24 protein-coding genes and 2 tRNA genes are annotated in these 24,579 nt (G+C 62.4%); 7 read left to right on the forward strand and 19 right to left on the reverse strand.

The features are described 5' to 3' along the window. Window positions 1-1,224: 1,224 nt before the first annotated feature. The 10 genes from Q0319_RS10970 to Q0319_RS11015 all read right to left on the reverse strand — a co-directional run bounded on the left by Q0319_RS10970 (window position 1,225) and on the right by Q0319_RS11015 (window position 10,173). Window positions 1,225-2,769: a malonyl-CoA synthase gene (locus Q0319_RS10970; protein ID WP_296465361.1), complete on the reverse strand. Its 1,545-nt coding sequence runs from the start codon at window positions 2,767-2,769 to the stop codon at window positions 1,225-1,227. Next, window positions 2,769-3,608, reverse strand: a complete 840-nt coding sequence (locus Q0319_RS10975; RefSeq protein WP_299452443.1) for an enoyl-CoA hydratase-related protein — start codon at window positions 3,606-3,608, stop codon at window positions 2,769-2,771. Before Q0319_RS10975 ends, Q0319_RS10970 begins: the two co-directional genes overlap by 1 nt. Then, window positions 3,608-4,576 carry a tripartite tricarboxylate transporter substrate binding protein gene (locus Q0319_RS10980; protein ID WP_296465356.1) on the reverse strand — a complete coding sequence of 323 codons (969 nt, stop codon included), beginning with the start codon at window positions 4,574-4,576 and terminating at the stop codon, window positions 3,608-3,610. Before Q0319_RS10980 ends, Q0319_RS10975 begins: the two co-directional genes overlap by 1 nt. A 72-nt stretch (window positions 4,577-4,648) precedes the next feature. Beyond that, window positions 4,649-6,049, reverse strand: a complete 1,401-nt coding sequence (locus tag Q0319_RS10985) for a malonyl-CoA decarboxylase family protein (protein WP_299452446.1) — start codon at window positions 6,047-6,049, stop codon at window positions 4,649-4,651. Between the two features lie 26 nt (window positions 6,050-6,075). Further along, window positions 6,076-6,756, reverse strand: a complete 681-nt coding sequence (locus Q0319_RS10990; RefSeq protein WP_296465349.1) for a GntR family transcriptional regulator — start codon at window positions 6,754-6,756, stop codon at window positions 6,076-6,078. Window positions 6,757-7,026: 270 nt separating this feature from the next. Beyond that, complete coding sequence (locus Q0319_RS10995) at window positions 7,027-7,194, reverse strand: hypothetical protein (RefSeq protein WP_296471088.1); 168 nt, start codon at window positions 7,192-7,194, stop codon at window positions 7,027-7,029. A gap of 140 nt (window positions 7,195-7,334) precedes the next feature. Next, on the reverse strand, window positions 7,335-8,150 hold the full coding sequence (locus tag Q0319_RS11000; RefSeq protein WP_296471085.1) for a MetQ/NlpA family ABC transporter substrate-binding protein: 816 nt from the start codon (window positions 8,148-8,150) through the stop codon (window positions 7,335-7,337). A 62-nt stretch (window positions 8,151-8,212) separates the two neighbouring features. Then, window positions 8,213-8,875 carry a methionine ABC transporter permease gene (locus Q0319_RS11005; protein WP_299452449.1) on the reverse strand — a complete coding sequence of 221 codons (663 nt, stop codon included), beginning with the start codon at window positions 8,873-8,875 and terminating at the stop codon, window positions 8,213-8,215. Between the two features lie 2 nt (window positions 8,876-8,877). Then, the gene (locus Q0319_RS11010; protein ID WP_299452451.1) at window positions 8,878-9,720 is read right to left on the reverse strand and encodes an ATP-binding cassette domain-containing protein; all 843 of its coding nucleotides are present in this window, start codon (window positions 9,718-9,720) and stop codon (window positions 8,878-8,880) included. A gap of 379 nt (window positions 9,721-10,099) precedes the next feature. Beyond that, window positions 10,100-10,173, reverse strand: a tRNA-Cys gene (locus Q0319_RS11015). A 331-nt stretch (window positions 10,174-10,504) separates the two neighbouring features. Between Q0319_RS11015 and Q0319_RS11020 the strand changes: the two genes are divergently transcribed. The 6 genes from Q0319_RS11020 (at window position 10,505) to Q0319_RS11045 (ending at window position 16,338) form a co-directional block, all read left to right on the forward strand. After that, entirely contained in the window at window positions 10,505-11,215 is a 711-nt protein-coding gene (locus Q0319_RS11020; RefSeq protein WP_299452453.1) for a GntR family transcriptional regulator, read from the forward strand. After that, on the forward strand, window positions 11,212-12,465 hold the full coding sequence (locus tag Q0319_RS11025) for an aconitase family protein (RefSeq protein ID WP_299452455.1): 1,254 nt from the start codon (window positions 11,212-11,214) through the stop codon (window positions 12,463-12,465). The genes Q0319_RS11020 and Q0319_RS11025 overlap by 4 nt, the downstream gene beginning before the upstream one ends. A 9-nt stretch (window positions 12,466-12,474) precedes the next feature. Further along, window positions 12,475-13,080: a hypothetical protein gene (locus Q0319_RS11030; RefSeq protein WP_299452457.1), complete on the forward strand. Its 606-nt coding sequence runs from the start codon at window positions 12,475-12,477 to the stop codon at window positions 13,078-13,080. Continuing rightward, window positions 13,070-13,900: a 3-keto-5-aminohexanoate cleavage protein gene (locus Q0319_RS11035; protein WP_296469575.1), complete on the forward strand. Its 831-nt coding sequence runs from the start codon at window positions 13,070-13,072 to the stop codon at window positions 13,898-13,900. The genes Q0319_RS11030 and Q0319_RS11035 overlap by 11 nt, the downstream gene beginning before the upstream one ends. A gap of 39 nt (window positions 13,901-13,939) precedes the next feature. After that, entirely contained in the window at window positions 13,940-14,917 is a 978-nt protein-coding gene (locus Q0319_RS11040) for a tripartite tricarboxylate transporter substrate binding protein (RefSeq protein WP_299452460.1), read from the forward strand. 200 nt (window positions 14,918-15,117) lie between these two features. Beyond that, complete coding sequence (locus Q0319_RS11045; RefSeq protein WP_299452462.1) at window positions 15,118-16,338, forward strand: ISL3 family transposase; 1,221 nt, start codon at window positions 15,118-15,120, stop codon at window positions 16,336-16,338. A gap of 81 nt (window positions 16,339-16,419) precedes the next feature. On the opposite strand, the gene Q0319_RS11050 is transcribed toward Q0319_RS11045, so the two are convergent. After that, window positions 16,420-16,495, reverse strand: a tRNA-Gly gene (locus tag Q0319_RS11050). A gap of 413 nt (window positions 16,496-16,908) precedes the next feature. On the opposite strand from Q0319_RS11050, the gene Q0319_RS11055 reads away from it, so the two are divergent. Beyond that, on the forward strand, window positions 16,909-17,931 hold the full coding sequence (locus Q0319_RS11055; RefSeq protein ID WP_299452464.1) for a tripartite tricarboxylate transporter substrate binding protein: 1,023 nt from the start codon (window positions 16,909-16,911) through the stop codon (window positions 17,929-17,931). Between the two features lie 27 nt (window positions 17,932-17,958). Here Q0319_RS11055 and Q0319_RS11060 read toward each other — a convergent pair whose 3' ends face one another. From Q0319_RS11060 to Q0319_RS11095, 8 genes are all read right to left on the reverse strand, one after another. Continuing rightward, entirely contained in the window at window positions 17,959-18,810 is an 852-nt protein-coding gene (locus tag Q0319_RS11060) for an alpha/beta fold hydrolase (protein WP_299452467.1), read from the reverse strand. A gap of 180 nt (window positions 18,811-18,990) precedes the next feature. Further along, window positions 18,991-19,800 carry an alpha/beta hydrolase gene (locus Q0319_RS11065; RefSeq protein ID WP_299452469.1) on the reverse strand — a complete coding sequence of 270 codons (810 nt, stop codon included), beginning with the start codon at window positions 19,798-19,800 and terminating at the stop codon, window positions 18,991-18,993. 91 nt (window positions 19,801-19,891) lie between these two features. Continuing rightward, window positions 19,892-20,437 carry a hypothetical protein gene (locus Q0319_RS11070; protein WP_299452471.1) on the reverse strand — a complete coding sequence of 182 codons (546 nt, stop codon included), beginning with the start codon at window positions 20,435-20,437 and terminating at the stop codon, window positions 19,892-19,894. 7 nt (window positions 20,438-20,444) lie between these two features. Then, window positions 20,445-21,032 (reverse strand): carboxymuconolactone decarboxylase family protein, encoded by a 588-nt coding sequence (locus Q0319_RS11075; RefSeq protein WP_299452472.1) that lies wholly within the window; start codon window positions 21,030-21,032, stop codon window positions 20,445-20,447. Window positions 21,033-21,080: 48 nt separating this feature from the next. After that, complete coding sequence (locus Q0319_RS11080) at window positions 21,081-22,094, reverse strand: tripartite tricarboxylate transporter substrate binding protein (RefSeq protein WP_299452474.1); 1,014 nt, start codon at window positions 22,092-22,094, stop codon at window positions 21,081-21,083. A 97-nt stretch (window positions 22,095-22,191) separates the two neighbouring features. Next, window positions 22,192-22,719 carry a carbon monoxide dehydrogenase subunit G gene (locus tag Q0319_RS11085; protein WP_299452477.1) on the reverse strand — a complete coding sequence of 176 codons (528 nt, stop codon included), beginning with the start codon at window positions 22,717-22,719 and terminating at the stop codon, window positions 22,192-22,194. A 42-nt stretch (window positions 22,720-22,761) separates the two neighbouring features. Continuing rightward, entirely contained in the window at window positions 22,762-23,442 is a 681-nt protein-coding gene (locus Q0319_RS11090; RefSeq protein WP_299452480.1) for an isochorismatase family protein, read from the reverse strand. Further along, a complete protein-coding gene (locus tag Q0319_RS11095; protein ID WP_299452483.1) occupies window positions 23,439-24,515 on the reverse strand; it encodes a 2,5-dihydroxypyridine 5,6-dioxygenase in 1,077 nt (358 codons plus the stop codon). The genes Q0319_RS11090 and Q0319_RS11095 overlap by 4 nt, the downstream gene beginning before the upstream one ends. Between the last annotated feature and the right edge of the window lie 64 nt (window positions 24,516-24,579).

The raw sequence follows: 24,579 nt of genomic DNA on the forward strand, positions 1-24,579 counted from the left end.
TTTCTTGACACTGGTTTGCAATCGGACGCGTCGCGGCACGAAAAATGACGCCAACGGCGCATTTTATCGTAGCCCACCCGCGCGCTTGGCGCAGGCCTGGCAGGTAGTGCATCACTACCGCCCACTCCGGTGCCCTGTCTATGTAGAGCCCCGCGCGCGACCCGGTGGCGGGCGAAAGGCAGAATACCTCATGAGCTCGACCATCCAAAGCCTAGCGGAAAGTGTTACTAAACATTACCAAATCGCCCTGGGGCGGCTATGGCAATGGGCGCATTTCGGGCGTATCGTCCGCTCGCGGACGTATCGAGCCCTTGGATGGATCGTACGTTTGCGGTTCCTTCCGTGCTGCGGCGTCTCCCATCCACGCCGCGGCACTTTTTATTTGTGCGCCCGGCGCCACCGTTGCCGCGGCCCGGCGCGCATGCGCCCAGCGGCGGGCGGCTAGTCGATGTCGATGAGGCGCTGATGCGTGAGGTGATCCCAAATGCTCGGCTGCCGGGAGCAGCGCGCCGGGCATGCTGGAGAAGGAGCCGGCTGTTTCGCGTCATGGGCAGGCGCCAGCGCCGCCGGTTCCGCCGGGGGCGGTGCCACGGGCTGCCACGTCACGCAGCCGGCCATCAAGCTGGCGCCCACCGCGCACAGCAGCGTCCTACTCGTTCTGCGCATCTTGGTACTGCCCACCCAATCCGGACCAACACCTTCCCGCGCCTTGAAAACCGCGGAGACCCTCGACGAGCGAGCGGATCCGCGGCATTCGCCCGGAACCCGGCACCTGCCTTTCTCGAGCGAAGGACCTGGATTAGGCTCCGCGGACTCGCGGGGTAGATAATGGTGCGCCCGGCCGGAATCGAACCGGCACGCCTCACGGCTGCGGATTTTCTTACCCACTACTGTTCGCACAGCCGGATTGCCATGGCAACACCGTTTGGGGTCTGGACTCTGCCTTGACCATCGCAAGGCGGGGCATGATCGATGCCCGGCCTGCATTAGGTCCCCGCCGTCGAGTCTCTACACACGCCCGGCAGCGCATGTAGCTGCCTGCTTGGCTCGGCATTCCCGTGCCAGGGGTTCGCCGAATTTGACGGGTTCTACTCCCGGACTTTCGACCGGGGCACTCCACTTGTACGGAAGTCCGCTACGTCTACCAATTTCGTCACGGGCGCACGGCCGCTATTGTATATGAGGTTCCCCCGCGCACTCGGCGCAGCACGCGGGGAAAAACGCTCAAGCTTTGGCGAATCGCTCGCGCAGGACGTTCTTCTGCACCTTTCCCATCGTGTTGCGCGGCAGCTCGTCGACGATGTGGACCCGTTTGGGCACCTTGAAATTCGCGATCTTGCCTTTGAGCTCGGCGATCATGGCCGCTTCGTCCAGCGTGGCGCCCGGCCTGGGCACCACCACCGCCACCACGGCCTCCCCGAAGTCCGGGTGCGGCACGCCGATGACCGCGCTCTCGGCCACACCGTCCATGTCGTCGATGAAGCTCTCGATTTCCTTCGGATAGACGTTGAACCCTCCGGAGATGATGAGGTCCTTGCTACGGCCGACGATGGTGAGGTAGTTGTCCGGGACCGGCCGCCCGCCCGATTCGCCGCCCCAACGGCCGACGTCGCCGGTCTTGAACCACCCGTCCTCGGTGAACTCCTGTTTTGTCTTTTCGGGCATGCGCCAATAGCCCTTGAATACGTTGGGCCCGCGCACCTCGATGTTCCCTATTTCCCCCGGGGGGCATGGCTCGCCCTTGTCATTCACCACCCGCACGGACACGCCCGGCAACGGCATCCCCACCGTTCCGCCGAGCCGCTCGCCCTGTGCCGGGTCATAGGGATTGGACACCAGCATGACCGTCTCGCTCATGCCATAACGCTCCAGGATGGTATGGCCGGTGCGTTCGCGGAAGGCATTGAACGTTTCCATCAGCAGCGGTGCCGATCCGGACACGAACAGGCGCATGTTGCGGCAGGTCTCCCGAGTGAAGCCGGGATCGGCCAGCAGGCGCACATAGTAGGTCGGGACCCCCATCATCACCGTACTGCGCGGCAACTCCCGCAGCGCTGCAGCCACGTCCAGCTTGGGCAGCCAGATCATTTTGGCACCGGCGAGCAGCGCGCCGTGCGCAGCCACGAACAGGCCATGCACGTGGAAGATGGGCAGCATGTGCAACAGCACATCATCCTGCCGCCAGCCCCAATAAGTGTGCAGCACGCGGGCATTGGAGGCCAGGTTGCCGTGCGTCAGCATGGCGCCCTTGCTGCGGCCCGTCGTTCCCGAGGTGTAGAGGATCGCCGCAAGGTCGTCCTCCCCGCGCGCAACGACCTGCTGCTCGGGCGAAGCCTGGCGGGCAGCGTCGAGGAACGTGCCGGTCCGGTCGTCGTCCAAGGTAAAGACGTGCGGCGTACCAGCGCGCTGCGCGCAGCGCCGGACCCATTCCAGGTTCTTGCTGGCGCACACCACCACCGAAGGTTCCGCATCGCCCAGGAAATAATCGATCTCCGCTTCCTGGTAGGCGGTATTCAACGGCAGGTACACATAGCCGGCGCGGAGCGTGGCCAAGTACAACAACAGTGCCTCGGGCGACTTCTCGACGTGCACCGCCACCCTGGCCCCTTCAGGAAGCCCGAGCGACTGCAGCACGTTGGCCATGCGCGCCGTTTCGTTCTCCACGTCGCGCCAGGTGTAGTTGCCGGCCCCCGGGGCCTCGATGCACAAAGTGTCCCGATCGGCGGGAAAGCCGCTTGCCAACAAGGCGTAAAGATTCGCGTCGTTCATCAATCCTCTTCTTCGTTCTCGGGTAGTGGTCCATCCGCGCCGAAATCAGGCGGACGCCCGGCGAGAAACGCCGCGACGCCTTCACGATGATCTCGGGTATCACTATAGGAAAAAAAATCCTCCAGCTCTGCTTCGTCGAGCGGTTCCGGCCGTTGCAGGCGCCTGATCATGCGCTTGTTGAGGGTGGCGGCCAACGGCGAGCCCGCGGCGATGCGCCGTATCGTGCGATGGGTTTCCGCTTCCAGTTCGGCGTCGTCCACCACCCTCGTCAACAAGCCCTTGGCATGGGCTTCCGCCGCATCGAGGATGCGGCCTTCCAGCAGGAGCTCCAAGGCCACGGCACGCCCGGCCACTGAGAGCAGCCCTGCCAATTCGGCAGGCGCCATCGGAAAACCGAGCCGGCCTATCGGCACGCCCAGCCGTGCGCTGCGCGCTGCAATGCGCAGATCGCAGCTACAAGCGATCTCGAGCCCTCCACCCACGCACACGCCCTGGATCATGGCCACGGTCGGCAGCGGGCATTCCGCGATCGCCCGCAAGGCGGGCGCGATGACGTGCTCATGGTAACGGCGAACCGCGACGCGATCCCCCCGCTCCACCGGGAACTCGGCGATATCGGCGCCAGCAGCGAAATGTCCGCCCGCGCCCCGTATGATCACGGCGCGCAGGCCGCGGTGGCCGGCGACCTTGCCCATCCCTGCGGCAAGGTCGCGCCACATGGCCGCGGTCAATGCATTGAGCTTGCCCGGGTGCGCCAGCGTGAGCGCCAGCACGTCGCCCTCGCGCGCGACCTCGATGCGGCCGCGCGCGCCGCCCTCAGGATCAGGCTTCCCGCTCATCAATCGGCCTTGACCCCCGCTTCCCTGGCCACGCTAGCCCAGCGCTGGACCTCGGCATGCAGATACTTGCCGAACTCGGCGCTGGTATAGCGCGGCACCTCCGAGCCATTGCCGAGCCAGACCTTCTGGATCTCCGCTGAGTCGAAGGCCTTCTGCACCTCGGCGTACATGCGCTCGACGATGGCCTGCGGCGTACCCTTCGGCGCCCACATGGCGTACCAGGTCGAGACCTCGTAGCCGGGCAGCCCCGCTTCGGCCGCCGTCGGCACGTCGGGGAAAGCCGAGGATCGCTTGGGCGCCGCGACCGCGATGGGCTTGACCTTGGCGCTGCGAATGTGCTGGGCCGAAGAACCCAAGCCGTCGAACGCCAGGTCCACCTGGCTCCCCATCAGCGCCAGCAACATCGGGCCGGCGCCGGTGTACGGCACATGGATGATCTCGACCTTGGTCTGCAGCTTGAACAGCTCCCCGGCCAGATGGTGCGAAGTGCCGTTGCCAGCGGAACCGAAGTTCAATTTGCCCGGATTGGCGCGCGCGTACTCGACCAAACCTTTTAAATCGTTGAAGGGCGCAGTCGGCGCCGCGACGATGATCTGCGGCGGTTGGGCAACGAGCGTCACCGGAATGAAGTCCTTCTCAATGTCGTAGGTCAGCCCCTTATAGAACGACGGCGCGATGGCATGGTGGGCCCCGCCAACGAAAAAGGTGTAGCCGTCGGGCGCGGCGCGCGCTGCGATGGCCGCTCCCACCGTCCCGCCGGCGCCGCCCCGATTGTCGACCACCACGGATTGCCCGAGCTGGATCGAGAGTTGCTGCGCGAGCGGACGCACGAACGCATCCGTGCCGCCCCCCGCGGGGAAAGGAACGATGATGGTGACCGGCTTGGCCGGCCAGGCATCTGCCGCCACGGCATGCCCGCCTGTGGCGACGGCCGCCAGGCAAGCGATCAAGGCAACGCTCCGTTTCATCTGCTGTCTCCTTTGGTAGTCAAGGCACTGCACGCTGGCTCCGCCAGTTCTGATGAATCTTGCAGCCTCACTTCAGAGCAGCCGGGCAAAGCTGCGGCTGGTCTCGGGCCTGCCTTCGCTGAGCTTGGACAGATTGTCGTCGAGCGCGTCGAGCTCGTATAGGTAATTGACCATGATGCCGCACGACTGCGCGCGACCCTTGCGAGAAAGATCTGCCTTCCAGTTCAGGCGCTCGATGCGGGCCCCGTTGCCCAAATGGAACCGGGCCACCGAATCCAGGGGCTGCCCCCCCTTGCGCTCCAACAGGTAGTGCGCGGCCAGCCGCATGGCGAGCGACTGCACCTCGGGCTGCGCCTCTGCCGCATCCACCGCCTGCTGGATGCGGGCAAGCACGTCGGCGCCGCTGCCCAGCTCCGCGGTGCCCCCGCTTTTTTCCCCGCTGAGCAACGCGGCGATCCGCTCTGCCTCGAGCTTCTTGAGCCAATCGCAGAACCCGGGCATAGGCGACAGCGTCGCGAATCGCTTGATCTTGGGAACCTCGGCGTTCAGCTCCTCGATGACGCGCTTGAGCAAGAAATTGCCGAAGCTGACGCCGCGCAACCCTTGCTGGGTATTGGAAATGGAATAAAAAATCGCCCACCGCGCCTTCTCCATGTTTTCCATGGGGGCGCTCTCGTCGAGGAGCCGCTGGACGTTGTCGGCCATTTCCGCGCAAAACGCGACTTCGACGAAGATCAGGGGCTCATTCGGCATGCGCGGATGGAAAAACGCATAGCAGCGCCGATCAGAGTCCAGCCGGTTTCGCAGGTCGCTCCACGATGCGATTTCGTGCACGGCCTCGTAGATGATGAGCTTCTCTAGGAGCGAAGCCGGCGAATCCCAAGTTATGCGGCGCAATTCGAGCAAACCGACGTCGAACCAGTTCGACAGCAGCCCCTCGAGGTCAGCATCCAGCGTGCGCAGCGCCGGGATGCGCGTCCGCCAGGCCAGCATGTCCGTGCGCAGCATCAATAAGAACGGCAGGCCATCGGGCAAGGCATTCAGGCGCTTGAAAAAGCGCACGCGCGCATGGGAGAGCGCGCGGGAAAGATCCGACGGCGCGTCTTTGCCTGCGTCGGACGGCGCGGGCGCAGAAGAACCGACCTCGGCCAGGATGCTCAACATGGCCCCGCGCCGTTGCGCATCCGCCTCGCGGTACTGTTCCTGCCAGGCTCGCGCCGAGCGGTTGGCCGCGACGTCGGTCAGGCGCGCCTGAAAGCATGGCTGGAGCAAGGCGCGCAGGCGGTTCGCTTCCCGCGTGGAAAGCACCGCCGTTTCCGGGCGCTCGGGGCCTTGTCCGGCGCCCTGCGGACGGCTTCCAAACCATTTGCTCCAGCGCGCCAGCAGAGACTGGGGAGGTTGGGGGTCGGGCGCCGGCGCCGCCGGCCGGACGTCCTCGAAATCTTGGCGGTCGCGGTTCAGCGTCTCGTTCATGCCATCTCCCGTCCTCGTCAGAAACCTCAACCAGATTGCCTCGCCAGCGAGGCCATCAGATCCGCAAACCTTTGTCCCTGCACCACCACGTGATCGCGGGCCCGTCCGGCAGCGAGTTCCGCATCGCCGGCCAGCAGCGCCTGCACGATGCCCTCATGCTCATCGTAGGACGTGGCGATGCGGTCGCGCACGCGCAGTTGCAAGCGCCGGTAAGGGCCGAGCCGCCGATGCAGCTTGATCGCTTCCTCGGTCAAGAACGCATTGCACCCGAGCTCATAAACGGTGCGGTGGAACACCTCGTTCAGGTAGTAATAGGCGTTCGCATCGCCTGCGTCCCGCGAAGCGCGGCACGCATGGTGGGCGTCCAGCAACCGGCGATGATCGTCGGCCGTCATGCGGCGAGCAGCCAGGCGCGCGCACATGGCTTCCAGTTCGGCCATGACCTCGAACATCTCGACCAGCCGCTGCGGCCCGATTTGGGCGACCGACGCACCGCGCCGGTGGCGTATCTCGACCAGCCCTGCCGACGCGAGCTGGATCAAGGCTTCCCGAATGGGCGTGCGCGACACCCCGAAACGGTTGGCAAGCACGGTCTCATCCAGCGGATCCCCGGGCGACAGCTCGCCCACGGCGATCAGCTCTTCGATGGTTTCGCGCAGCGCTTCCGAGCGCTTTTTATCGGACGTAGGAGGCGGTCGGGACGACATGCCGACATCTTGCCACCAAGGTTTCTTGTATACAAGAATTTTTTATACGTACACACGAAAGACGCCTTATTACACAGGGCGACCAGTCGGTACGGGGAGACACCAAGCGAGGGAATGCACGCCATGGGCGCGGCCGGCGAGGGCTGTTGACCGATCTTAGGGAGATAGCACGGCACGACCAGCCGTGGAGGGAGGAAGTTGGGGCGCCCGTAGGGCCAGGCGGATCACCGCCTGGCACCGTACAACAGGGCATCTATGCAGCGGTGGCTGTCAGAACACAGAGGAGATGGCGAAGTGGTCAAGCACCGCCGGGCACATCGCGCCGAACTTGACGATGACCCACATGAAGCCGGAGGAAAACCCCGCGAGCAGCAGGAGGTCGAAGAAACGCCTCAAGCAAAGGCTGCCCGCCCTGCGCTCAGGATCGCGAATGTCCATGGTAGCCAGACTCCCCAGGCAATAAGACGCTCGAGAGTCTAGTATCAAGACGTAACAACATCTATTACCCAAACGTCGTACTACAAAGAAAGGAAAAACGGGGGCGCCGCGCAGTGCGCGAAGCCCCATCACCTCTCGGATTACAACCCGGCGGGACGAACGTAACCCGGAAAGTCTTTGTCCAGGACGGCCTTGAAGAACGAAGACTTGAACGCCGCCGCCAAGTCCTTGGCCCACGGTTTGTCTTGGTCGGCCCGGCGAATGGCCACCACCTGCTGGAATTGCACGGGCGGGTTTTCGAGCGCTACGGCGCTGGTGAGCTTCAAGCCGGACGCGATCGCGAAATTGCCGGGAACGATGGCGAACTCGGCATCGCCGACGGTGCGCGGCAGCTGGGCCGCCTCGACGGGTTGCAGCCGTATCTTCTTGGGATTGGAGGCGATGTCTTTTTCGGTGACCCGCAACGGATCCACCTCAGCCTTGACCGTGATTACCTTGTTTTCCTGCAACAGCAGCAAGGCGCGCGCGAGATTGCTCGGATCGTTGGGGAGGGTGAAGCGATCGCCCTCTTTGACCTCCGACAGGCTCTTGCGCGACTTCGAATAAATCCCCATGGGAGCAGTCGTGCTCTGGGCCAGGTCGATCAGGTCGAGCTTTTGGTCGGCCTTGAAACGATTCAGATAGGCGATGTGCTGGAACAAGTTGGCGTCGAGCGAGCCCTGCGCCAGTGCCAGGTTGGGCTGGACATAATCGTTGAACTCGACCAGGCGCACCTTGTAGCCCTGCTGCTCCAGCTGCGGAACGATGGCGAGCTTGAGCACGTCGTAGTTGTAGCCGGCAGTCGCGCCGAATACGAGATTCTTCTTGGCGGGATCGGCGGCATGCGCACCGGCGGCGCTCAACGCCAACAGCGCGGCGGCCGTGCCCAGGATGACTTTGCGACGTAGGGATGACATCGACGGATTCCTAAAAAAGATGAATGGCGGCCGCGTCAATCTGCGGCCAAGAAAAGAACGGGTCAGCGCTTGTCCAGCCGGTTCGCGATCGCATTCCCGCCGAACTGGATGATCTGCACCAGGACGATCAACAGCGCGACGGTCAACAGCATGACGTCAGTTTGGAAGCGGTAGTAGCCGTAGCGGATGGCAAGGTCGCCGATGCCGCCGCCGCCCACCACGCCGGCGATCGCGGAATATGAAAGAAAACTCACCGCGAGGACGGTCAGCGCCAGGACCAGTCCGGAACGTGCTTCGCGCACCAGCACTCTCCAGACGATCTGCAACTCGGACGCCCCCATGGCGTGTGCGGCCTCGATCACGCCGCGCGGCACCTCGCGCAGGCTCTGCTCCACCAGCCGTGCGAAATACGGAATGGCCGCCACCGACAAAGGCACCGCCGCCGCGAGCGGCCCGATGGACGTTCCCACGATGAAGCGCGTAATCGGCACCAGCGCCACCAGCAGGATGATGAACGGAAAGGAACGCACCGTATTGACGATCCAGCTGAGCGCCACGTACGCCGGGCGGTTGTCGAGCGATTGCCCCGGCCCGAGCAAGAACAGCAGGACACCCAACGGCCCCCCCAGGAAGATGGCTGCCGATAAGCCGATGCCCAGCATCAGGAAGGTTTGGCCGATGGCGACCCACAGTTCGGGAAGGATGGCGAGAATGTTTTCGGACATGATCAGGCTGCCTGGAAAGTCGGCCCCGCCGCCGCAATGCGGGCGGCGTGCTCTTTGAGAATGTCTGCGCGCGCCTGCTCCTGGGCTAGCTCCCGCCCCAGCGCGCTGACGCGGGGCGTGGCGTGGTCGTTCACATCGAAGCGTTCGACCAGTTGGCCGTTCTCGAGCACCGCCACGTGATCGCAGAGCGCGTGCACCACGGACAGTTCGTGCGTGACGATGACGATGGTCACGCCCAGGCGCCGATTGATCTCGCGCAGGGTATCGAGCACCGAGCGCGTCGTCTCGGTATCGAGCGCCGAAGTCGGCTCGTCGCACAACAACACCTTGGGGTGCGGCGCGAGCGCACGGGCAATGGCCACCCGCTGCTTTTGCCCGCCCGACAGCTGTGCGGGGTAATTGTGCAGCTTGTCCGTCAGGCCCACGACCTCCAGGCACTCGCGCACCCGGGCCTCGATCTCGGACTTGCTGCGGTTGCCATGTAGCTTGAGCGGAAATGCAACGTTCTCGTAGACGGTGGCATTCTGCAGCAGATTGAACTGCTGGAAGATCATCCCTATGCCCTGGCGCGTCTCGCGCAGCTCGCGCTTGGACATCCGGGTCAGGTCCCGTCCGTCGACCAGCACCTTGCCCGCGTCGGGACGCTCCAGCAGATTGATCATGCGCAGCAAGGTCGACTTGCCCGCCCCGCTCTTGCCTATCAGGCCGAACACGCGCCCTTCGGCCATGTCGAGCGATACGGACTTCACCGCCTCGAACGTGCGCCCATCAGCAAGCCGGAAAGTCTTGCTGACCGCCTCTAGCCGGATGAGCGGCGGGACGGAAGAAGAAGAATTCGAATTCATGGAAAAAGACAAGGCGGCTGCTCCCCGAACGCTTCGGGAACGCGGCGCCGCCGACGATATTGCACGAGTATCGGGCATACGACGGCCCGGCGGAACGAAAACGTTTTCCTATGTATATTCTATTTCTTCATTAGGACAGGCATGTTTTCTACAAAAAAGCACATAAGCCTATCCCCGATCGAATGCAGGCACTGTGGAGCAACTCCTTTGCAGGCCAGGCGCGGTGCCTCACGTTGCAAGGCAACCGATCATGACAAGACCGGGCAAACGACGCTGCCAAGCTGCATACCCCGTCGGCTGCAGCGTTACCGACCCGCGGGACGAACTGTCGCGCCTTTAGGGAGCGCCACGGGCGGCATGGATGAGGGGAAAGGAATTCTGGAGGCGCGTGGCGGAGTCGAACCGCCCTCAACGGATTTGCAATCCGGTGCATAACCGCTTTGCTAACGCGCCGTTGCCTAAGGGCAAGGGGCATGAGAACTCACGCCCGAATACGTCTAGGAAAACGGCCTAAGCTCGCTCCCCTAAAGAGCCAACGATTGTACACGAGCATCGACTTTTTTGCGAATCGCTTCCCAGTGCCTCGCCGCCTATGCGGCCCCGCCCTCATCCCGCGACCTCGCTGCCGAACTGCAAGCGCAGCCATGCTGCCACCGAGGGGAACCATGGATTTCCCCTAGGGTGCCCTAGATGGGACGTCACTATAATTGCCTGACAATTAATCTAAGAACTTGGCGGTTTTCGCCAACATATCCCCACCTTCTCCCATTTTTGTCAGACAAAAATGGACGCTACCGCCGCCAATCCGGTTGAAGACACCCCTGTGCGATCGAGCCTGGTCCACCGCCTGCGCACGGCGATCACGGAGGGCGCATACAAGCCGGGCGATCGATTAGTCGAACGCGAGCTTTGCGAGCGCTTCGACGTCAGCCGTCCGTCCGTGCGCGAGGCGCTTCGCCAGCTCGAGGCCGAAGGCCTGATCGACATCGTTCCCAATCGCGGCCCTTCGGTGCGCATCATGACCGAGGCAGAAGTGCACGAACTCTGGGACATACGCCTGGCCATCGAGTGCCTCGCGGTCAAACGATTTGCGCTTTACGGCACGGAACAAGACATCCAGGTCCTGGAAACAGTGGTGCAGGAATTCGAAGCGGCGCTGCAGTCCCGCATCCCGGCGCGTATCAAGACGGCCAAGAACGCCTTCTTCGAAGCCCTCGCCCGGGGCTCCTACAACGCCAGCATCGGTACCTATCTGCGCCAGCTCAACGCACGCCTGAGTTTTCTCTGGTCCTCGTCGCTGACCATGCCCAACAGGCCGGAAGAAAGCGCGATCGAACTGAGGGCCTTGCTGCGCGCGATCAAGAATCGCTCCCCCGATGCAGCGCAGGCGGCCATCATTCTGCACAACGAGCATGGCAAGGCCGTCGCGCTGCACGGCCTGCGCTTATTCGAGGAAAGCCGCGCAAGGAATCGAGAAAGGAGCGCCGCCCGATGAGCGCCAAACCGCAGACCCTGACTCAAAAACTGCTTGCCCGGGCGAGCGGCCGGGATTACGTCGCCCCTGGCGATGTCATCCACCCGGTTCCAGAACTGGTGATCATCCACGACGGATACGTCGAAACGGCGTATCGGGAGCTCACCAAACTCGGTTTCCGCCGCATCGCCTCCCCGGAGAAGGTCGTCTTCGTCACCGACCACGAGGTGGTGTACGGCTCGCCCGCTGCTGCGGCCCGCGGCGCGCGCATCCGGGAGATCGCCCGCTGCTGGCGCATAGGCCGTTTCTACGACGTGGGGCAAGGGGGGCACGGACATCTGTTCCCGCTGGAACAAGGCTGGATCAAGCCGGGCATGTTCCTGTTCGCCTACGACATGCACTGCACGAACTTCGGGGCGATCGGCGCGGCAGCATACGGCGTCGGTCCCGAGATCACCTCGGTATTGGCGACGGGAACGTTGTGGACGCAAGTGCCCGACACCATCTGTGTGCGCCTGCATGGAAAGCTCGCGCCCGGCGTGCACGCGCGAGACGTCGGTTTCGTGCTTGCCCACGGATTCTCGTCCGACCGCTGGGGCGTGTCGGCCGACTATCGCGTGGTCGAATTCGCAGGCCCTGGCCTGGCCGGACTCTCCATCGCGGATCGCGTCGCACTATGCAACTCGATCACCGAGATCGGCGTCGCCAACGTGGCATTCCCTCCCCCGGCAGGCTCGAAGGAAGGGGTGCACAGCGACCCGGGCGCAGACTATCTCCACGTCATCGATCTCGACCTTTCCGAGATCACCGCGCAAGTGGCACTGCCGGGTGGCCCCGACCGCGCTGCCCCGCTCGAGAGCGTTGCCGGCCAGCGGATCGACCATGCATTCCTGGGCTCGTGCGGATCGGGCATGTACGAAGACTTCGCGGCCGCCGCCACCGTGCTCAAGGGCAGGCGCGTGGCCGCAGGCGTTCGCCTTTTCGTCGTTCCAGGCTCGACTGCCACGGCAATGCGCATGGCACAGGATGGCCTGCAGCAGGTTTTCCTGGACGCCGGCGCCATCCTCCTTCCCCCGGGTTGCGGCCCTTGTGCCGGCGGCGCCATGGCCCCATTGGGGCCGGGCGAAGTGTCGATCTCGACCGCGGCCACCAATCACTCCGGCCGCTTCGGACCATCGGACGGATTGGCCTATCTTGCCAGCCCGCTCACCGTCGCCGCCTCCGCCATAGAAGGCGCAATTGCCCCGGCAGTCCAAGCGGTCAAGGCATAAGGAGACATCGTGAGCGACCTACTGATCAAGACCGGCACGTGCCACGTATTCGGCGACAAGGTGCCCCTGGACGAAGGATTCATCCCTTTCAGCTTCGCCATCGGCCGGGAAACCCGGCCCGAGGTGCTCATACCGCATCTTTTCAAGAGCCTGGACCCGGAATTCCCGGACCGCGTCGCTCCCGGCGACATCGTCATCGGCGGAACGCAATTCGCGTGCGGCAAGACCCACGTGCAAGGATTTATCGCGATGGTCGCGCTGGACTTAGGCATCGTCTGCGGCTCCATGCCGTTCAAGGCGATGCGCCGCGCCATCGCGCAGGGATTGCCGGTCCTGACGGGCTTGGAACAACCAGGCTCGTTCGCAAAAACGGGAGACTCGATCGAGGTGAATTTCGCGACCGGCCGTGTCACTAACCTGACCACGGGCGAGGTTCGCCATTGCCCTCCCATGCCGCCCATTCTTCAACCCATCATCCGGCAAGGCGGCACGCAAGGCTACCTCAGGCACTGGCTTGCCACCCATCCTGAAATGGCGGAGCCGCTCTCCCCGGACTGCATGCCTGTTTTTTCTCGCCTAGTGGAAATCGGCGTGGAGGCCAAACATGCCAAGTGATTTAGCGCCGGTCATGATCACGGTAGCGCCCAACGGATCCCGGATACGCAGCACCGACCATCCCAAAGTGCCGGTCTCCCCGCAGGCAATCGCCGCAACGATCGAAGCATGCGTGCTCGCCGGCGCATCGATTGCCCACATCCATGCGCGGGCCGCCGACGAATCTCCGACGCACGAAGTGTCCGTGTTCCGCGAAATCGTCGACGAAACCAGACGGCGGTGCGACGCCGTACTCCAGCTTTCCCTCGGGACGCGGGGGTTCACCCCGGAGCAGGCCGTTGCGCCGCTCGCACTATTTCCGGAGATGGTGTCGCTGCCGCTGCGGCTCAACGGTCCGGATCCGGGCGAAGCCAAACGCATGGTCCATGCCATGGCGGCCAAGGTCCACGCCAGCGCGGCCATTCCCGAAATGAGCATCTACGACGAGGCCATGCTCGACACTGCACTCGAGCTCATCGAGGCTGGCCTCGTCCGACCGCCGTATTGCTTCGGCCTCGTCCTGGGCACGCCGGATTCCTTCGAACAAGGCGCCCGCAAACTCATGGACCTGGCGGCAGCCCTGCCCGAGGGAGCGCTCTGGTGGTGCGCCAAAGGCGGCAGGTATCAGCTGGAGTTGCGCGCACTGGCCATCTCCCTGGGGGGACATGTGCGAGTGGGGTTCGAAGACTCCATTCTCGCCTTCGATGGGAATGGACTGGCGGTAGACAACGCCGACATCGTGAGGCGGATCGCCGATTTGTGCAAAGCCATGGGCCGCACCATCGCCACCCCGGCCCAAGCGCGCGCCATGCTCGGCGCCCCGGAGACATCCGGCCGGTAGCCATCTTCCACATTTCACACTTTCACAGGAGACAGCACAATGAGCCGTTCGACGCATTTCGCCCTCGGTATCGTCGCCGCGCTGGTCGGCGCCATGGGCGCCCCGGCGTCCGCGAGCGACAGCTACCCCAACCGCCCGATCAAGATCGTCGTCCCCTTCGCCCCGGGCGGCTCCACGGACTTCGCGGCCCGGCTCATCGGCGAGAAGCTGACGCAGCGCCTAGGGCAAAGCGTCGTCATCGAAAACCGTCCGGGCGCGGGCGGCAGCATAGGAGCGAGCTATGCTGCGCGCTCCGAGCCCGACGGCTACACCTTGTTCGCGGGCCACGTCGGCACGTTGTCGATCAATCCGTCTCTCTACAAGAAACTGCCCTACGAACCGGAAAAAGACTTTATTCCCATATCGGCCGTCGTCACCGCGCCTCTCGTGCTGGTGACCAACCCCAAGTCCAACATCCAGACAGTCTCGCAGCTGATCGAAAAAGCCAAGCAGTCGAAGAGCGGCCTGACCTACTCCACTGCCGGAGCAGGTTCAGCGGCCCACTTGGCGAGCGAACTGTTCGTCGACATGACGGGCATACCAGCCACGCACGTTCCCTACAAAGGCGCGTCGCTGGCCACCAATGCCGTCGTTGCCGGCGAAGTGGACTTTACCTTCGGCGGCCAGGCTCCCAGCCAGCCCTTGATTGCCGCGGGGCGCTTACGCTCCCTGGGGATCACCGCCATGGAACGGTCGCCCTCCGCTCCGTCCGAGCCGGTGATCGCCGAGACCGTCAAGGGCTATGAGGTCCAGAACTGGCATGGCATCGTCGTGCCTGCCGGTACGCCGGCAGCGATCGTGGATCGTCTCAATAAGGAAATCACGAATATCTTGAAGACGCCTGAGGTACGGGCCGACCTCGCCAAGCACGGCTACGAAGCCATCCCGATGAGCAGCGAAGCATTTGGCCGCCTCATCGCGTCCGAACGCAAGAAGTGGAAAACGGTCATCGAACGAGCGGGATTGTCCTTGGAGTAAGAGCGAGCGTGCCCCCCGGTTGCCGGACTGCCCAGCCTGCACGGGGCTGGGCGCCAGCTTGGCATGCGGGAGCCTGATCGATTTCAAGCGTTCGACGCACACGCACGCCAAAAAAAAGGTTCATCGCAGAATAACGTGGAGCGATCCGAATAGATTTCGTACTCTTGAGGCCGGTTTGAGGCGTTCAGAAGAGGTTGACGATGCTGGATCGCAAGCTGTTGGAGTCCCTGGGCGGCTGGGAGGGCTATCGGGTGGATCGCGTGGTGTGGCCCGAGGGCGATGGGCGCACGGTGTCGCTGTATCTCAAGCCCACGGCCAAGGTGATGCATTGCGAGCAGTGCGGCGCGCGCTGCCGCCAGGTGCACGAGACGACGGTGCGACGCGTGCGGGACCTGCCCTTGTTCGAGTATCGGGTGGTGCTGCATGTGCCGCGACGGCGGCTCTGGTGTGAGCAGTGCGGCGGCCCGCGCCTGGAGCGGCTCAGTTGGCTGGGCCGCTATCAGCGTGTGACGGACCGGCTGGCGCAAGCCTGCAGCCAACTGCTGCAATCGAGCAATGTGCAGGCGGTGGCCCGGTTCTTTGACCTAGGCTGGCACACGGTCAAGGCGGTGGACAAGGCGCGACTGCGTGCGTCGATCCAAGAGCCGGACTGGTCGCGTATCGAATACTTGGCGATGGATGAGTTTGCCCTGCACAAGGGTCATCGTTATGCCACCGTCGTGGTCGACCCCATCAGCCGTCAGGTGTTGTGGATCGGACTGGGCCGCTCGCGCGAGACGGCCCGCGCCTTCTTCGAGCAACTGCCCGAAGGCGCCGCCCAACGCATCAAGGCGGTGGCCATCGATATGACTACGGCCTACGAGCTGGAAATCCGCGAGCACTGCCCGCAAGCCGAGGTCGTCTATGACCTGTTCCATGTCGTGGCCAAGTACGGCCGTGAAGTCATCGATCGGGTACGCGTCGATCAAGCCAATCGACTACGGCAAGATCGCCCGGCGCGCCGCGTCATCAAGTCCAGCCGCTGGCTGCTGCTACGCAACCGGGACAACCTGGATAGCCCGCAGCGCGTGCGGCTCGACGAGCTGCTGCGGGCCAATCAGCCGTTGCTGACCGTCTACGTCCTGCGCGACGAGCTCAAGCGGCTCTGGTTCTACCGCCGGCCCGCCTGGGCTCAACAGGCCTGGGACCACTGGTGCGAGCAGGCCGAGCAAAGCGGCATTGCCGCCCTCAATACCTTCGCCCAGCGACTCAAAGGCTACCTGCACGGCATCCTGGCCCGATGCCGACACCCCTTGAACACCAGCATCGTCGAGGGCATCAACAACACCATCAAGGTCATCAAGCGCCGCGCGTATGGCTACCGCGACCAGGAATACTTCTTCCTGAAAATCCGTGCCGCCTTCCCCGGTAATGCTCGATGAACCAAAAAAAAGGGAGTGCCCTTGAACAGGGACTCCCTTTTCTTTTTTGCCCACGGGGTGGAACCCCATGGAACCAGAACCTGGAGCGGGAAACGAGTCTCGAACTCGCGACCTCAACCTTGGCAAGGTTGCGCTCTACCAACTGAGCTATTCCCGCGTTTACTTCGTTCACTGCACCCCGAAGGGGCGCCGCGCAAAGTGAAGAATCAAAATTATACACACTTTCTCTCGCGCACAAACTGCGGTACCTGGCTCTTTCTTCGTTACCCATCACTGCCTTAACCGGTGCGAAGCGCTCCTTGCGAAGCGAGGGGTAGTTCCGGGCCGAGCACGGCCGCTGCGTCCTACCCAACCCACAACGCTTACGTGTGCATGAGCGCCAACCATTGCCACTTTCTCGTTTCATCAGGAAAGAACGGTGGCATCTCTGGTTCTCTTGGCGTTCACCCCGCTTGATGCTGTTCATATATACGAATATTACTTCTAAATACTGAACTCTTTCATTGTCTAGTACTCCCGGGCAGGTGCCTGCTCAATGCTCTCCCGCAACCTTCACCCACGGTAAGCCCCATGCTCAATTGCCGTTTTCGCGTGCGCATGATCCTCAAAGCGTTTACGCATCCCGTTTCGCTCGTCCGATATTCCGTGTTGGCCCTCGCGCTGACATCGAATCCCCCGGTCCACGCTCAAGATTTCCCGACCCGCCCGGTCCGCATCGTCAACCCGTATCCAGCTGGCGGCACGCTCGACGCCGCGATTCGTCTGATCGCCCAGAAAATGACGGAAGACTTGGGGCAGCCGGTGTTGGTGGAAAACCGAACGGGTGCAGGCGGCCTGATCGGTCTGTCGACCGTGGCGAAGGCACCTCCCGACGGCCACACCATCGTCGCGGTCGCCAACAGTTTCGCCGTGTATCCGGCTGTGCGCACGGACCTCCCGTACGACACCGTCAAAGATTTCAAGCCCGTCACGTTCGTGGGGTCCACGCCGCATATTCTTGCGGTCCCGTCCACATTGCCCGCGAATTCCGTGAAAGAATTGGTGGCACTGGCCAAGGCCAAACCCAAGTCAATCAGCTATGGAACAATCGGGGAAGGCAGCTACTCGCACTTGGTCGGAAAAGTCTTCGAAGAAATGGCCGGAGTGGAGCTGATGCAAGTGCCGTATCGTGGCTCGGCCCCGACCATCACGGCGGCAGCCTCGGAGGAAATTTCGATGGTCTTCGGCAACTTTCCCGAGATCATGCCTCTGGCGAAAGCGGGCCGCCTGAAGGCCTTGGCGATCGCGACTGCGCAGCGTTCCCCCCTGGCTCCCGAGATCCCGACCGTGGCTGAAGCCGGCTACCCCGGGTTTACGTCCTTGTCCTGGTACGGATTCATGGCACCGGGCGCCACTCCCGCGACGATCGTCGACAAACTTCAGCAGTCCGTGGCGCGTGCGCTGACAGATCCGGCCGTCAAGAGCCGCTTCACGGAGCTCGGCGTCGTGCCTGGCGGCGATAGCCCCTCACAATTCGCCGCGTTCCTGCAAGAACAAATGGCCACGTATGCGCGAATTGCGAAAGCGGCGAACATCACCATGACCGAGAAGTGAGCTCACCGCCTCGCCGGCATCTTCTTGTTATTTCGTCGGAGTCTGGCTCAGCCAGGCTTCGACCCGTGCAGCGATCTTCTCGGTTTCCCGTTCGATAACAAACATGTGCCCATGTCCCGGCAATTTCCAGTCGCGCTCGAGAAAGAGGACGGGAACGCCAAGCGCTTTCGCGGTTTCTTCCACCCGATCCGGCGGCACTGTTTTGTCAAGTTCGGCTGCGACGAAAAGCACGGGCACCCTACGGCCCCAGATCTCGCGCCGCCCGGGATCGACTCTCAGCTCTCCCGTAAGACCGACTGCCGCGTTGCGAACCTTCGGCCCGTAGGCGACGAGCGAGGAGAAGTAATTGTCGAACGCCTCTTTGGGAAAGCGATGAGAACTGGCGAACCGATCCTGAGCACCTTCGCGCGGGGTACTCGTCGGCACGCCCATGGGCGCGGGCACCGAGCCTGCACGAACGCTCTCCGTCGATGCCGGAGCCATAGCGGCAAGCGCGCGAACCAGCTCAGGCTCGCGCTCGGCCAACTTGAAGGCGAGCGCACCTCCGATACTGTGCCCCACGAGCGCGGCGGGCCCCACGCGTTTCAAGAGCGCTTGGAGCGTATCGACCAACTCCACCGGAGAATCTTCCACATTCCGAGGGTGGACGCCTGATCGACCGACCCCCGGCCAATCCACGACATAGACGTCCCAGCCGGCCTGGGTAAACAGAAAGGCCCATCCAGGACGGCCATCGGGCGTTGTCGTCCATCCCGTTCCGGTGTGGGAGCCTCCGTGAATCAAGATGACCGGCCCCTTCTTCTGGAGGGCCGCCGCGTCCGCACGCCAATGCTGAACGTACATGGGCGTCGTCGTAGCCTGCATGAAAAACTCGGTCATTGGCGCTGTCGCCCCGGCTCTCGACAGAGTGGGAACCGCACTCAGAACCCCGGCCGCAACGCATAACGATGCGACTTGAAGCGCGACTCGGCTGTCCAATCTACGCATGAACATTTCTCCAAAAAAATAGCGAGACGTTGAAATCACAACGGTTCGCGCTGGACGCGCGGGGCCGATTCATCAGCGCAAGGCAATCCTCAGCATGGCGCCGAGCGCCTCCATGAATTCGTCGCAGTTCTCCGCCTGGAACTGATGGGCGGCGCCGGGTATGACGCAAACGCTTAGTTGCGGACAGACCGATCGAAACGCTTCGATGTCTTCTTCGGATACGACGCCGCTGGCCCCCGCCACGATGAGTGACACGTCCGCCCGGGTAAGCTTGAGGTCCTCGAAAGGATCCTGCTCATGGAAATCGCGATAGGCGACTTCCAAGGCACGCAGATCGCACGTGCCGCCCCACTCCGCACGCTGCCGCAACAGGGGTTCCGGCCAGCGTGCCACGCCTGGCGACCGCAAGTACGCCTCGCCCTCGCCTCGCTTGCATGCTTCGACCAATTGACGCGAACGCTCCATCGCAATCGGATAAGGCCGCCGTCCGGGTCCGCTCGTTGGCGGATCGAGCATGACCAAACGCTGGACCTTGGCGCCGGATCGGCGAGTCAGGCGCAAAGCGATCCGTGCCCCCATGGAATGGCCGACGATGGTGACTCCGGCCAGCTTCATATCATCGATGAAGGCAGCAAGATCGTCGGCGCAACTGTCAAAGCCGTAGTCGAGGTGATCCCCGCTCTCGGACAATCCGCGGCCGCGAACGTCGAGCAGATAGGTATCGAAAAAGTCCCCAAGTCTCTCGGCGACATGACTCCAAAGAATCGCGGGCGTCACGACGCCTGGCACCACGATGAGCGGCTCGCCCCGACCGCCGAAGCGCAGGTAGTGCTGACGTATGCCGTTGGCCCGGACGTGGGCCCCGTACAGGAAACTCGACATTTTGGTCACCTACGCCCCAAGCACCTATCCCGCGTTCGAACAGCCTTGTCGCCACCGGCGATACTGCAGGCGGACTCCTGCCCCTTCCGCCTTAGACCACATCCGCACCCTCTTGAAGAACTGAAGTTTGGGTAACGGTCAGCAGATTCGTCATCATGGCGGTGAACCCACATACTGCTACCAATTCCAACGCAGCCTCACAGCCCAATAGCGCCACGAGACGGTCGTACGTTTTCGCCCTTGTCCTTCCCGACTGTGAAACCTCCAGGCTGAACTGATAGACGGCTGCCTCGTCCTCTTTGAAGTCAGCGGGCCGTTCGCCTCGTACCAAGGCTTCGACTTTGCGCGGGTCCAAACCGGATTCGACGACGGACTTGAGCGTGGCGAACGTCTCGATATTGCGACTGTCGTGTCGTCCCACCGTCACCAGCACCGCCAAAATGCGAAGTCGCTCTGCGATCCGCAGCCCACAGCGCAACTGCTCGCCCAAGGCGTGCACGCGGTCGGCCATCTCAGGGGAATACAGCATCGCTCGATAAAGGCCGACGAGCCCGCCAGGATGGCGTCGTTCGATCGCTGCTGCCACCTCGCGTTGATGAGGCGTCATGCTTTCAACATTCAGATCCGGGTAGCGCATAAGGTTCTCAGTCGTTGGGGACGGGGAATGCAGAAACGAACCCCTTGAGGAAATCGGGCGGCTCTGCCTGCGAAACATTCAACACCATGCCGAGCGTGGCGTAGTATCCGCAAGTGACCACGAGGTCGATGGCCGCCGCCTTGCCAAAAGCCGCTTCGAACTCCTTGAAAAGCTCGTCCGACACCGTACCTTGGGCGTAGAGACTGGTGCAGAACCGGTATACCAAGGCCTCGTCGTCCGCCATCGTTTGGGGCTCCCGCTGTTCAGCGATGGCATCGATCACCTCCTGGGAAAGGCCGAATTCCCGCGCTTCCATGGCATGAACATGGAACTCGAGTTGGGCCGCCACATGACGCGCCGTAATGATGATGGCGAGTTCACGCAACTTGGCCGAGAACGAGGTGTTGAACCGGCAATACTCACCCAGATATTGAAGACGATCGAGAATTCCCGGCACGTAAACCAAGGGTACGAACGGTCCGGACACGCCTCCCTTGGACGAAACCGAAGGCTTGCGACGTTCTGATACGGCACGCACCACGCGTTTCTGTTCCCAGGACATGTCTTCCGGGGGTATCGGCGGATATCTGGTCATGGCATTACTCTGCTAATTTGTCGGAGGAGCGGCGGCGTTTGCTGTCGTTCAATCGAGTTGAATGTTGGCTTCCTGCGCGATCTTCTTGTAGACGAGAACCTCATTCCGGATATGCTGAGCAAACTGCTCAGGCGTCCCATCATAGATCTTGAAGCCCGCCCGGTGCAGTTTTTCCTGTACGCCGCGATCCTTGAGCGCCTGATTGAAGGCCTCGTTGAGTCGCTTGACGGCATAGTCCGGTGAGCCGGACTTCAACACGATTCCGTACCACGAGCCTCCCAATACCCCTTTGAATCCCTGTTCCTCTATGGTGGGAACATTAGGCAGCTTGGGATCCCTTTCGTTGTCGGCAATACCCAGGATGACGACGCCCGGCTTTTGTCCGATGAGATGCTCCACGGTGGACAGCGGCGCAAAAACGAAATCCACTTCGCCGACGAGCATGTCCTTAGTCGCTTGGGCGAGATCCTTGTACGGAACCCCCATGAACTCCACTCCGGCAGCGCTGGAGAGCATGAGCGCAGAGAAATGAGCGGGCGATCCGATGCTCATACCGTACTTGATCCCTCCCGGATTCTTCTTGGCCAGTGCCTGCAACTCGCTGACGTTGTTCACGCCCAGGGACGAACGAGCCGCAAGCACATATCGGCTGGAAGCGACCAGGACGACAGGAGTGAAGTCTTTCTCCGCGTTGTACGGCAGATTCTTCTTCGTGGCAGGGTTGAGCGATAAGGTGGAGGCCGACGCTAGAAACAAGGTATATCCGTCCGGTTCCGAACGCGCTGTCCGTCCCGCGGCGATCGCGGTGTTGGCACCCGGCACGTTGTCGACCACGACCGGTTGACCGAGAATCTCGCTCACTTTATCGGCAATGGGACGCGCCAGCACGTCTGTCGGCCCCCCCGGGCTGCTCGTGACGAGCAGCTTCAACGTCCTCGTCGGGTAACTCTGCGCGCTGCTTACGACGGGGAACAGCGCACAGCACAGTACCATGACGCCCAGCAGCCCGATGAGGCGCGAACTCAGCACGCCCCCCCCTTTCATCACCGCCTCACTACTCATCGTATAAACTCCTTCGGATCAGATTGATTCGTTGACAAACGAAATACCGAGAAAACTGCATTCGCCGCAGGGTGCAGGTGCACGTTGCGCTATCGAATCACTTCGCTCCCTTGAGCCGCTGCCACACCCCCTTCAAACGCGACACGTTTTCCGTTTCGCCTTCCTCTACTGAAACGGGCTCCGGCCCTTGCAGCTCTTTGACGAATGCATCGAAGAACCGATCGCTCATCATTCGGGCAGCCGAGTCCACCAGACGGGCGCCGATCTGGGCCAGCTTTCCGCCCACGGTCGCTTCGCTGCGGTACTGCAGCAGGGTGCTGTTGTGATCGATTTCAACCAGTTCGACCTGCGCCCCACCTCGCGCGAACCCAGCCGCGCCGCCCGCGCCTTCGAAAATCAGCGAGTAACCTTTCGGCGGCTTCGCATCCGTGATTTGCATCGTGCCCTTGAATTTCGCTTTGATGGGTCCGATGGCGGCCTGCATGGTGACTTCGTACTTGCCATCCCCAAGCTCGGTGATGCTTTCACAACCCGGCACGCTCGCCTTGAGTACCTCTGTGTCGTTCAACGCACCCCACACCACTTCTCGTGGCAACGGCAACTGTCTTTCCCCAACTATTTGCATTGCGCTCTCCTGGAGCCGCCGACGACGATCGGCGGCTTTCTTTCAATTTGCGGTTTCGAGTCCTACGATGACGTCCTGCGCCGGACAAACGTCCGCATACTTGCTCGCCATGTCAAAAAGATTGATCGCATGCGATGCCTGGATCCGGTCATACACGGCGTCGTAGGGCACTGCGACCCGATAGTTCAGGAAAGAGGCGTCGACGACGGTCGCGCGTACGCAGCCGCTGGTCGAGCATCCAGTCACAACCAAGGAATCCACGCCCAGATGCACGAGGTAGCTTGCGAGCGGCGTACCGGCAAATGCGCTCGCATGCACCTTGGGCAGGAGCAGCTCGCCCGGCTCAGGCGCGATTTCACGAACGATTTCGTACCCTTTATCGTCGACCTCCAATACGGCCGGCATCTTCGCCGCCAGTCCTCCCGAATCGTAGGAAGTCTTTTTCGCGACGATGGGATAAATGACCGGCAGCGATTTGGCGCGAAATGCCCGAATAAGCTCAGCAATGCGGGGAATTGCCGACCACGCATATTCGCCGCATGCGGTGCGATACTCTTTCATCGCGTCCAGGATGGGAACGCTCGAGGAACCGCTCGTCCGGTACTGCACGTCGATGACTAACAGCGCCGGACGCTTGCCGAGCCCCATGGGCTTGCCGAAGCCAACCACCTTGTAGATTTCGAGGTCCGATTCCGAGAGGAGTCCATTCCAGGGGTAACTCATCGACCTGCTCCCTGAGCCAAACGATCCGCAGGAGATTGCAGTTCAGGTACGACGACGCGCCCTTCGTCCAGAATCTGAAGATCATCGAGCCACAAGCTGCAACCCCGCATCGGCAGATCCATGTGGCAAGGCGTGTCGTTGTCGCCGCCCAGTTCCGAGTTCGGCCCTGTCGAGAACAATACATTGCCGTAAAACGCCAGGGCGTTCATGACGTATTCCTTGCTCGGATCCCGAGATGCGGCGAACTGGTCCCAGCGCGCGCGCTCGTTCAAGCCGAAGCCGATGTGCGCAATCGCAAACCCTCTCGGATCCTGGAAACTTGCGATGTAGTTACGGATGAGTTCGGCGCTGGCGCCTTCTCCGGTAATACTGGTTATGTACCCGTTCTCGATGTTGAAGGTCACCGGAGACTCGACATAGCGCTTAAAGGCGCAAATGACGTCGCCCGGGGCGAGCACGACCTTGCCGTTGACCTCGCCGTCGTTCCCCTGCGTAAAGACGAACCCCGACGGGAAATGGTCCCAGCGCCCCGGCTCGTCCGTGTAGCCGTACTCGGCAATGGCGGTGTATTGCGAGAGGCCATAGGTCACGTCAGTACCATGCTTGGACGTGAAGCGAAGCTTCTTGGACTTGAGAATCAGATCCCGTGCCAGCTCGCACCGACGACGCAAGTCTTCGGTGGGGAACATTTGCTTGAGAATGTGCAACGGCTCCGCAATACGGAGTATGCGCGTTCCCGCGGCCTGAATTTCCAGCTGCTCCGCGGAGAACAGCAATCCGACCAGATCGACCACCATGTCGGCCTTCTTGCACGTCTCGAGAGCAAGGGCATGCCCTACCAGGGGATGACGCCCCATGACTGCCGCCGCAACCGGCTGAGTTCGTGAAACGCTCAGGTTCATGGCCCTCGCTCCCAATCGGCCGAGTGCCATCATCAGCGCATGCACGTGCCCGAGCAACTCACCCGGCGCACTCAATACAACGACGTTCTCGCCCGCTTTGACCTTGCACAAACGCATTACATCTTCGAATACAGCCAGCGCTTCCGCATCGACGACAAAGTCCGACACCATTAACCTCCCGAAACGTCATGCTCGCCGAAAAGAACGGCCAAGCACGGAATCCTCACGTATGAAC

It is taken from the genome of uncultured Pigmentiphaga sp. (assembly GCF_937950555.1).
Classification (GTDB): domain Bacteria; phylum Pseudomonadota; class Gammaproteobacteria; order Burkholderiales; family Burkholderiaceae_B; genus Pigmentiphaga.